9 protein-coding genes are annotated in these 9,355 nt (G+C 57.9%); 2 read left to right on the top strand and 7 right to left on the bottom strand.

The annotated features are described in order from the left end of the window. Window positions 1-566 (bottom strand): hypothetical protein (locus QZ307_RS04405; RefSeq protein WP_295996408.1); only part of this gene is annotated, 566 nt, incomplete at its 3' end. Window positions 567-583: 17 nt separating this feature from the next. Here QZ307_RS04405 and QZ307_RS04400 point away from each other — a divergent pair. Further along, window positions 584-985 carry a hypothetical protein gene (locus QZ307_RS04400; RefSeq protein WP_295996405.1) on the top strand — a complete coding sequence of 134 codons (402 nt, stop codon included), beginning with the start codon at window positions 584-586 and terminating at the stop codon, window positions 983-985. Between the two features lie 13 nt (window positions 986-998). After that, on the top strand, window positions 999-1,124 hold the full coding sequence (locus QZ307_RS04395) for a hypothetical protein (protein ID WP_295996404.1): 126 nt from the start codon (window positions 999-1,001) through the stop codon (window positions 1,122-1,124). Here QZ307_RS04395 and QZ307_RS04390 read toward each other — a convergent pair. From QZ307_RS04390 to QZ307_RS04365, 6 genes are all read right to left on the bottom strand, one after another. After that, a complete protein-coding gene (locus tag QZ307_RS04390; RefSeq protein ID WP_295996402.1) occupies window positions 1,079-4,621 on the bottom strand; it encodes a C1 family peptidase in 3,543 nt (1,180 codons plus the stop codon). The two genes, QZ307_RS04395 and QZ307_RS04390, sit on opposite strands and share 46 nt — an antisense overlap. Before the next feature lie 216 nt (window positions 4,622-4,837). Next, a complete protein-coding gene (locus QZ307_RS04385; protein ID WP_295996400.1) occupies window positions 4,838-5,764 on the bottom strand; it encodes a hypothetical protein in 927 nt (308 codons plus the stop codon). Further along, the gene (locus tag QZ307_RS04380) at window positions 5,761-6,669 is read right to left on the bottom strand and encodes a GHKL domain-containing protein (RefSeq protein ID WP_295996397.1); all 909 of its coding nucleotides are present in this window, start codon (window positions 6,667-6,669) and stop codon (window positions 5,761-5,763) included. Before QZ307_RS04380 ends, QZ307_RS04385 begins: the two co-directional genes overlap by 4 nt. 9 nt (window positions 6,670-6,678) lie before the next feature. Next, window positions 6,679-7,389: a LytTR family DNA-binding domain-containing protein gene (locus QZ307_RS04375; RefSeq protein ID WP_295996394.1), complete on the bottom strand. Its 711-nt coding sequence runs from the start codon at window positions 7,387-7,389 to the stop codon at window positions 6,679-6,681. Window positions 7,390-7,520: 131 nt separating this feature from the next. Then, window positions 7,521-8,294, bottom strand: a complete 774-nt coding sequence (locus QZ307_RS04370) for an amino acid ABC transporter ATP-binding protein (RefSeq protein ID WP_295996392.1) — start codon at window positions 8,292-8,294, stop codon at window positions 7,521-7,523. Window positions 8,295-8,304: 10 nt separating this feature from the next. Further along, window positions 8,305-8,958 (bottom strand): amino acid ABC transporter permease, encoded by a 654-nt coding sequence (locus tag QZ307_RS04365; protein ID WP_295996390.1) that lies wholly within the window; start codon window positions 8,956-8,958, stop codon window positions 8,305-8,307. Between the last annotated feature and the right edge of the window lie 397 nt (window positions 8,959-9,355).

Raw genomic sequence — 9,355 nt, 5'->3', positions numbered from 1 at the left:
TTGCCGGCCGAGGGCAGCGTCACCCTGAACCAGTCCTTGTCGGAGTAGTCCGAGAGAATACCCGAGTAGACCGACCCCAGGCTCATGGCCTTGGCCGAGTAGATGTCGTCGTTGACCTCCTCCTCCCAGTAGCTGCTCGCCGAGAACGAGGGTTTCAGCGTGTAGGTCTTCCCGACGGCGCCGGTCCAGTTCGCCACCTTCACGTAGTAGGTGCCCGCCTTCAGCCCCATGGTGAACGAGTCCGTGCCGGTGCTCTTGTCGTAGTAGGTGGCGGAGTAGAGCTCGGTGGACATGTCGGAGCTGTAGAGCGTGACGCCCCATCCGCCGTAGTCTGCGCTGTAGGTGTGGCCGAAGCCGAGGGTGAACTTGCCGGCCGAGGGCAGCGTCACCCTGAACCAGTCCTTGTCGGAGTAGTCCGAGATGGTTGCCGAGCACTGATCGCCCAGCGTCAGTGCCGTAGCCCGCTGCGCCGTATCATTCGGCTCTTTCTCAGAACTTGCAGCATACGCCTGCCCGTCGGCCACGCCAACAAGCACTAAAGCCAAAATCAAAGCTGCGCCAATCATTGCAAAGGTTCGTGCCAATGGCTGCACAACTAAAGCTCGGCGATCGCTCATGCCCCACTCCGTTCTCTTTCGGTAAGCTTTTGACTCATCTTGAGTTATTCTTCCAGAGCGATAGCTACCAGAAAACAGAGACGGCACAAACGATGGGTCTTGCGAAACAAACGATGTTTGGGAATCGAACGATCAGACCTTCAACGCCCTTAAAAGATTCCTTTAAATCGCTGCGGCGCACAGAGAGCAAGAGGGGAAGGGCCCGCGGCACGCTCTTCGCTAACCGCAGGCCTGATATACTTCAGCAAGATACGCACCACGCCCACCAACCCAAGCTGTCGCAGCCCAAATGCCACGGCAGCTCTGAGCACTATCCGCAGAGCAATCCCATTGGAGGCGAAAATGGCAATCTCAAACGAGCAACTTAAAGCAGTTTACGGGATGTCCGACGCCGAGCTTCGCGAAATGGAAGAGAGCGCCGACGCTTACGACCGCGGCGAATGGCCCGAAGGCCGCACGTCCTACTTCTTCGTGGTCACCGACTTGGCCTTCGACCAGGGGGAGTAGTACTTCGCCGTCTTGCCGTTCGCCTTCACGGCCTTGTAGGTGCACACGCGCACGTAGTACTTCTTGCCGCCCTTGAGCCCGGACACCTTCAGCGCGCACTTCTTGCCCGCCGACGACTTCAGCTTCACGGTCTTCGACTTTACGCCCTTCTTGAACTTCTTGTCGGTGGACCACTGGACGCGGTAGCCGTCCACCTGCTTGGCCTGCTTCTTCCACTTGACGGTGAAGCCGCGCCTGGCCTTGGCCAGCTTCTTCACCGAGGTGCCCTTGGGCAGGATCTTGAACGTGGCGGTCTTCGTGCCCGTGTAGGCGCCCCTGCCCGTGACGGTGACGCGCCCGAGGCCGGGGGTCTTGTTGCTGGCGTACGACACCGTGTAGTCCGTGCCGAGCCTGAGGGTCTTGCCTCCCACCTTCACCGCAACCTTGGGCTTGAGGGCCTTGCCGGAGTAGACCAAGCTGGGAGCCGTCACCGTGGCCGTCGCGAGAGACACCGGCTTCGGTTGCGGCTTGACCGTGGAGGAATTTCCACTGCCAGAAATGCCTCCCGACGAAGCTGACTTCTTGATTTGGAACGTTGCCCTCTTTGTTCCTTCGTAGTCGCCCTTGCCTGTCACTATGACCGTGGCCGTTCCAACATTGACGTTGTTTTCGTAGGACAGCTCATAGTCATTACCGTTTTTGAGCGTCTTCCCCCCTGCCGTCACAGTGGGCTGAGGAGTGATTGGCTTTCCGGTGTACGCCTGTTCAGGAATAGACGAAACGACAGCAGAGGCGATGCTTGTCCTCGGAACGGTGAAAGTAACGGTTTTCGTTCCCGTATAAGCTCCGCGTCCCAGAATGGTCACGCTGATTTCCCGCGTCTGCGCATTGTAGTTCTGCTGCGCAACGTACTGCGCTCCATAGGTGAGCGGAGCGCCGCCGAGGGAAACCTTCACCGTAGCGCGCTTCTGGCCACTCTCGTCTTTGATTCCATCAAGAACGACCTCTGCCCCCGAGAGCGAGATCTTCCCCCGCTCTGCAGCGGAAACGTCGTTGGTGAACGCCTTAAGCCGCGCCGTGCTGCGAGGCTCGTCGAGCTCATCTTGAGCCGCGCCCGCAAGGTCATACCAACGGGAAGCTCCAGGGTAAAGAGAGAGGCTCTGACCTGCTTGGCATGCATTGGCATGACTGCAAAAATCCAGCTCGTATGTTGCGTCGACGTAGTAGTTAACTGGAGAGCCGTCAGCATGAGAAAGGGTTGCCACCACAGCAAACGTATCGCCTTCATCGAGAGCAATATCACACCCAAGGTCAACAGTGTAGTAGCCCACATGAGAGGTCGTGCCTTTTACGGGAGCGCTCAAAGCAGGTATGCCGCTGAGGGGATCAGCTGCGTTTTCCGGATTGAGATACACCTGGATACTGTAACTCACGTTCACGTCCGCCAAGGCCAATCCTACCGCACGGAGCGCCTCTCCGCCCGACGGATTCCCCTTCACCTCGTACCTATTCGCGATACTTCCGCCTGAGGGAAGCACGTTGTAGCAAGCCCCCGACGTGCCATCGTATTGGTAGTTGTGGTCGTAGTTGTCTGCCGGGGCCATCTCGTAGGCGAAAACATTTGACCACTCCGCGTTGAGCGTCGCATCCTCGTAGGATATCCAATAGTATCCCTCGTCGCCCGAATCGGTACCCCAGCTGTTCTTGAGCAGCCACGCGCCGTTTTTGGCCGGCCGCACGGGCGTGACGTCTTCGTTGTAGCTCGCGATATCGGCACTGGCGCTTTCAACGGGCGCATCGAAAGAAACCGTCAAGGTATTCGTGTCGCCGAACTCGCTCCCTAGGTACACATGGAAGTAATAGGTCGCTCCGGCCTTCAGCACGTAGGACTTACTGTCGGGATCACCAATGTACACTCCGCAGTAGGCTCGCTCGTTCAGAGAGTTGCGGTAGTTATTCAGACAGTAGATATAGGCATCGACCGTGCCTTCCGTGCTAAAGGTGAAGGTGTATCTTCCACTTTTTGACGGCGTGAAAGCCAGCCATTTTCCCTCGGTAACTGAGTCAGAGAGCGAGATCGGTCGGTCAACCTGGACGCGGCTTACCTGGCTTGGCACCTCTCGCTCTTCGCTCTCGTCCGTTTCGCAAATGGTCGCACGGACGGATGTCAGACTGCCCTCATCATCCGTCACATCGTCAATGCACACATAATACGTGGTATCTTTTTCGCCGTAGAATTGTCTGTCGCTTTTGCAGTAAAAATATCCATCACTTTCACAGTAGAAATGTTCGTTTTCGATGGCCTTACGATAGACCGCAGTATAGGTCCACATGGAGGCATCATCTTCGCCAGCCGAGACATTCTCGCCAACGTAATCGAACTCGATATCATAGAATCCCGAAGCCTCCGGGGTAAAGCGCAACCACACTGCACCTTCTTCATTCAGTTGAAGATCAACGGGCTTGCCCAAAACAACATTCACCGGGCTGGCTTCTGCCTCTTTCAGAATGTCCTCTCCGCCAAACTTAGTGCGGTCGTAGTTGTCGTCCCAACCCACAAGCGCCACGGCATGATCAGTATCCTCCGCCACGGGATTGAAATAGGAGCTCGTTTCCCCATTAAGAAAGTTCCCGTCTGAGTTATAGCTCACTCCCACAGCGCCATGATCGACGATGGCCTGCTTCACCTCATCGCGATCTTCCATGGCTATCACCTGAGCATTTTCAAGATGATAAGAGCTGTTAAACGCATCCTCGTCACTCAACGCCGTCGACGAAAGAAAGGAGTTGATCTTATTGACGTAATCCCCGCTTTCGTAATCGAGAGAGTCTTGAAGAGCGTCGTATTTGCTTTGCAATTCGCTATAGGGCGCGTGGCTTTCATTTGTCGCGCCCATCCACGACGCAAGCGTGAACATAGTGAAGTAATTATTGCCGCCTGACGCGAGGTACGGATCCTTGGACTCGCCGAATTCTGGAGAAAACTGGGCCCCCTTCGCACTGCTCAGATCTCCCGTGATCCCACCAAGCTCGTCGGCCGCCTTGTGGTAGGTGAAATAAGCAAGATGACGCTCGGAGAGATCAACCTGATCTGCAAGCCCTTGGCTGAGGATGGAGGACTCCGCTGCAGCAATGGCAGAGAACGCCCAGCACGTTCCGAAGCTTCCTTGGTCTACCACGGGCGTAACGTTGCCCTGATCGACCGAGCTGTACGACGAAGGAAGCGCAGCTGCCCGCGCTCGGCCTTGGTAGTTGGCATCGTGAATACTCTGCGCCGGCTCGTAGGAACCAATATCGCCCGTGCCGTGCTCTTTGTTCGGCGACAGGCTCGCTCGAGCAACTGATCTCGCGACGCTCGACGCGACCGCATTGCTCTTCTCGACGTCATCGCCGGAAGCAATCTCAGAGCACACCGACGCAGATTCCGCAGGAGCGCCCTCCACTGCCACTGCCGGGGTCGGAAGCAAGCCGACCGCCAACACGACAGAAAGCCAACCAGCCAGTATCTTTCGCTTCATTCTATCCTCGCTCAATCGTGGAACCGAAAACTTCTTAGATCGAGAAAGCCGAACGGCCTTCTTTGGAGTGCCCTCTTCTAAATCTAAGCTGCCCGCTTATTTTTCCAAATTGAGAAGCAGCGCGAAATAGCAATGTCTCAAACGCACGCGTTCATGGAACAAACAATGTGCGGGAAGACGGCTCAACGCCCATCTCCCGAGGACTCCCTCAAGCTCCTACTCCCCTACCGCCGCCCTGGCTTCTTCCAGATAGGCTCTTGCTTCGGCGTACTCGCCGCGGGCGGCCATGAGCTGGACGACCGCCAGATGGTTGCGCAAGTCGTGACGGAGCTTGGCGGTATCGCTTAGGAGGCTTTGCACTTCGGCCATGTCCTGCAGGTAGCCCGCCACTCGTTCTTCTAGCAAGGCAGCCTCTACGTCGGCCTCCCGCTTCCGCATGGAGCGATTAAGCTGAACCAGCAAAAGAATATCGGCAATCGCGCACAGGACAAGTAAGGAAAGCGATACGAGCACGAAACTCAAGGGCGCTCTCATCACGTCAAAAGTGATACCGACAACAAGATAGAGAAACAGCAGCTGCAGAAAGGGGAGGAGGACAAATCTGCGCAGCCAACGAGGAGCCGCATTTTTTGAAACGGCGTCGGCTTTCTCCGGGAAATAGCGATCGCACAAACACTTTAGCCCCGTCAACAAAAGAGGCAGCAGAATAAGATGTCCCGAGGACATAGCCAACAGAAAGGCGCCGGCATGCTGAAGTGCCAGCTGATTGTCCATCGCCCCAAGGCCCGTGAGTCCCGTCCAAATCAAGACCGCCACCAACTCCGTGGCAAATTGCAGGAGCATGCACAAAATGCAAACTATGGCTCGACGGGCAAGACCTCCCCTCGTCGTAAGGACGGGCAGCAGGAAAGCAATCGTCACTCCGACAACCATGCGCATAGCGGGCGAGTACAGGGGCTTAAACAGCACAAGCACAAGCAAGTAACTTGTGTTAGCGCCCCAATACAGCCGATCTGATTTTGGAGGACAAATAGCTTGGACGAACCAGAGGTAGATCAGCCCTGTGGGAAACCCGCAGAAAAGGTTCACGAACAAATTTTGCGGCTCGACGCAGACTGCCAAGGCCGTCAGCACGTCGCTCATAGGCGCTCGTCCTTTGCCGCTTCGCCCCCTACTGCTTTCGTCCGCTGAGGGGCGTACAGGACCACGGCGGTGCGGAAGCAGTCCTCGACTACCTCGCAGGTAACATCACCGTCATGGCGCTCGGCGATGCCCTCGATGATGGACAGGCCCCAACCGTGGGCCTCATCCAAGGTGCGATGCGCGGGGCGCTTCCGACGAACTTTCTCGGTGGCAGAGCGGGCTTCTTCCGGTGCCAGGCTATTGCGCGCTTCCAGCACGAGATAGTCGCCGCGCGGTCGCACCCGCAATGACAAAAACACATCGGCCGCGCCCGCCTCTTTGGCGCGCACAGCTGCCGCCAAGCCATTGTCGGCCAAGTTCGCTACCACGGCGCAGAGCTCCACGGACGGTAGGGCCACCTCTTCAGGCACTTCCAAGGCAAACTGCGGTTGCACGCCGGCCTCTTCACAGGCGCGCGCCTTCATGGTGGCCACGGCATCGACCGAGCGATTCTCGCACAACCGATAGCTGGACTCCCCCATCAGCTCAATCGTCTTCTGCATGTCACGCTCGGCCGCTGAGGCCTCGCGCTGCTCCAGCGCGTCCGAAGCGTGGCGCAGCTCGTCGGCCACCCGTGCCCGCAGGGCGCGAATCTCCTGACGGTCACGGCCCAACTGCTGGCGATACTGCTGCTGGATGCGCTCCTGTTCTTGCAGCATCTGCACCTTGCGCTGGGCCACATCGGCGTCTTGGGCCTGCCTCATCTCGCGAAACAACAGCCAGTCGGCGGGGATGCACGCCGCCATAAGCCCGATTACCAGCCACAGAAATCCCTGGGGCATGCCAAGCTGCACAATCCAGACCAAAGCCGTCACCGCGCAGGCCAGCTGGCTGAGCGGGAACAGCACGAACATCAAGCGCTGCATGACCCAGGCCTAGGCCTTCCCCAGGTAGTTGAAGAAGCGCTCGCGCGTTTCTTGGCGACGACGCTGGCTTACGGGCACCTTGGCGCCGTTGCGCAAAAGCAGCCCCTCGCCATCGAGTTTGGACACCTGGGCCAAATTTACGATAAAGCTTTTATGGCACTGGAAGAACGTGTCGGGCAGCTGCTCAATCACCTGGCCCATGGTGGCGTAGGTTTCCTGAGACCCCTGGCGCGTGTGCACCTCGACCTTGCGCCTCTTGCTTTCCAGATACACGATGTCCTCAAACGGCACCGAAGCAATGTCGCCGCCGAACTTAACAGTCAGAGCGGATGCGCCGCGCTTCTCGAGGTTTTTCAAGGCGCGGGCCAAAGCACGCTCAAGCTCCTGCGGCTGGACGGGCTTGGTGAGAAAGTAAACATGCTCGGTCTCGTAAACGGGCGTGCAGTATTCGATATACCCCGTGACGTAAATGACCTGCGTTGGCGACCCTTCGGGAAACAGGCGTCGCACCGCATCGATGCCCGTGGCCTCCCCGTCGCCCATCTTGATGTCGGCAAGCAATACTTCGGGAACGTCACCTTCCGCCACGCGACGCTCCAGCTCTTCAATGCTTGGCACCACTGTCACTTCGAAGCGATCCGCGAAAGCGCTCCGGGCCACCACCTCTTGCACCGCGTCGGCCGCAATTTGCTCATCGTCCATGATAAAGAGCCGCTGCATAGCACTCCCAATGCCTCTCAAGCCTTAACAAACCTAGGGCGTCACTGTATCACACTCTAACCTTTTTGCAGATAGGTAGAGCTTTGTGCTGCCCGCGGCTCGCGGTGCAACGGCGATGGGCCTCGTCTTCCCTAATCGCGGTCGTAATTTGAGAGGAAGGCCTTGGTGCGGTCGTGCTGCGGGTTGTTGATAACCTCGCTGGCCGGGCCCTGCTCCACAATGACGCCGCCGTCCATGAAGATGAGATGATCGGCTACGTCGCGGGCAAAGCCCATCTCGTGGGTCACAATCACCATGGTCATGCGCTCGGCAGCCAAGTCGCGAATAACCTTGAGCACTTCGCGGGTGAGCTCCGGGTCCAAGGCACTGGTGGGCTCATCGAAGTACAGCACGTCCGGATTCATGGCCATGGCGCGGGCAATGGCCACGCGCTGCTGCTGGCCGCCGGACAAATCGCACGGCACCATGGACTCCTTATCGGCCAGGCCCATCTTCGCCAGCAGAGCGCGCCCCTGGGCCAGAGCCTGGTCCTTAGGCATTTTCTGCACGCAGATGAGGGCATCGGTGACGTTTTGCAGCACGGTGTAGTGCGGGAACAGGTTGAAGTTCTGGAACACCAGACCAAAGCGCGTCTTCGCCTGGGCGATGACGTCCTTGCCGCCATAAACGGCCCGACCCTCGGCGTTGTTCTGGCATACCACCAGGTCGCCGTAAGACAAATCGCCCGAGTCCAGGGTTTCCAGCAAGGTGAGGCAGCGCAGCAGCGTTGATTTGCCGCCGCCCGATGGGCCGATGATGGCCAACACGTCGCCCTTGTTTACCGTGAGAGAGATATCCTTCAGCACCTCGTTGTCGCCAAAGGCCTTCTTGCCCTGTGCGAGGGTGACAACCGCTTTGTTTTCCATGAAACGCCTCCTAATCGTGATAGTAATCGAGACGCTTCTCGACGCGATTCAGAATAAATTCGATGACCAGGCAGAACACCCAGTAGATAAGAGCGGCGATGGCATAGGGAACCATGGACACCTCGCTGGCCGCCAGAGCCTTGGCCGCCGAGAACATTTCCATGATGCCCAGCACGAAGGCCAGAGACGTGTCCTTCACCAGGGTGATGATCTCGTTGCCCATGGCCGGCAGAATGCGCTTGATGACCTGGGGCAGAATGATCTTCATGAAGGTTTGGGCCTTGGTGTAGCCCAGCACGTTGGCCGCTTCGTATTGGCCACGCGGAATAGACTGAATGCCCGAGCGGTAAATTTCGGCGAAGTAGGCGGCGTAGTTGAGGATGAAGCCGATAGCGCAGGCCCAGAACTTCCAGTCGGAGCCCATGTTCAATCCCAGCAGATAGTAGGGGCCGAACATGATGGCCATCAACTGCAGCATGAGCGGCGTGCCACGTAGGATGGAGATGTACAGCTGGGCAATCCACGCCAACGGCCTGAACTTGCTCATGCGCGCCAAGGCCACCACCACGCCCAAGGGCAGCGAGCCCACCAGGGTAATCACGAAGATCTGCGCCGTCAGCGCAAAGCCCTCCATGAGGATCCCCATCATGACCGAGAACTCCATCTCCACTTCCTCTCATCATCGCCCTCAAGCGACCGAAAGGGCAAGGCCCAAAAAGAGCCTCACCCTCCCTTTTATATTTTTATTTTTACAACCTCACTAATTCGCCCAAGGAAGTCAGCGAGGTTGCGACAGGTGCCTGGAATCGTGCTGAACCGCGGCTGAGCGTACTTCGTACGCGAAGGAAAGCGGTGAAGTGCGAGGCCAGGTGCCTGTCGGAACCGCAGCGTCGGCGTGAACGTTCGTCCCGCCAGGGCGAACGGAACACCGGACCTGTCGGAACCGCAGCGTCAAGGTCGATTAATTGCAAAGCAATTAATCGACGAGTACCCAGTTGTCGATGCTAATCCCGTACTCGCCCCACTTCTCGCACAGCTGCTTGATGGTGCCGTCGTCGTAC

Source organism: uncultured Adlercreutzia sp. (assembly GCA_910585575.1).
Classification (GTDB): domain Bacteria; phylum Actinomycetota; class Coriobacteriia; order Coriobacteriales; family Eggerthellaceae; genus Adlercreutzia.
Note: the sequence above shows the minus strand (reverse complement) of the source record. Positions and strands in the feature narration are given on the sequence as shown.

Excerpts from the sequence above, each read along its gene's own strand:
- QZ307_RS04395 (WP_295996404.1), top strand. The coding sequence starts at position 999 with ATGTCCGACGCCGAGCTTCGCGAAATGGAAGAGAGCGCCGACGCTTAC.
- QZ307_RS04370 (WP_295996392.1), bottom strand. The coding sequence starts at position 8,294 with ATGGAAAACAAAGCGGTTGTCACCCTCGCACAGGGCAAGAAGGCCTTT.
- QZ307_RS04400 (WP_295996405.1), top strand. The coding sequence starts at position 584 with ATGGCTGCACAACTAAAGCTCGGCGATCGCTCATGCCCCACTCCGTTC.
- QZ307_RS04380 (WP_295996397.1), bottom strand. The coding sequence starts at position 6,669 with ATGCAGCGCTTGATGTTCGTGCTGTTCCCGCTCAGCCAGCTGGCCTGC.
- QZ307_RS04375 (WP_295996394.1), bottom strand. The coding sequence starts at position 7,389 with ATGCAGCGGCTCTTTATCATGGACGATGAGCAAATTGCGGCCGACGCG.
- QZ307_RS04390 (WP_295996402.1), bottom strand. The coding sequence starts at position 4,621 with ATGAAGCGAAAGATACTGGCTGGTTGGCTTTCTGTCGTGTTGGCGGTC.
- QZ307_RS04365 (WP_295996390.1), bottom strand. The coding sequence starts at position 8,958 with ATGGAGTTCTCGGTCATGATGGGGATCCTCATGGAGGGCTTTGCGCTG.
- QZ307_RS04385 (WP_295996400.1), bottom strand. The coding sequence starts at position 5,764 with ATGAGCGACGTGCTGACGGCCTTGGCAGTCTGCGTCGAGCCGCAAAAT.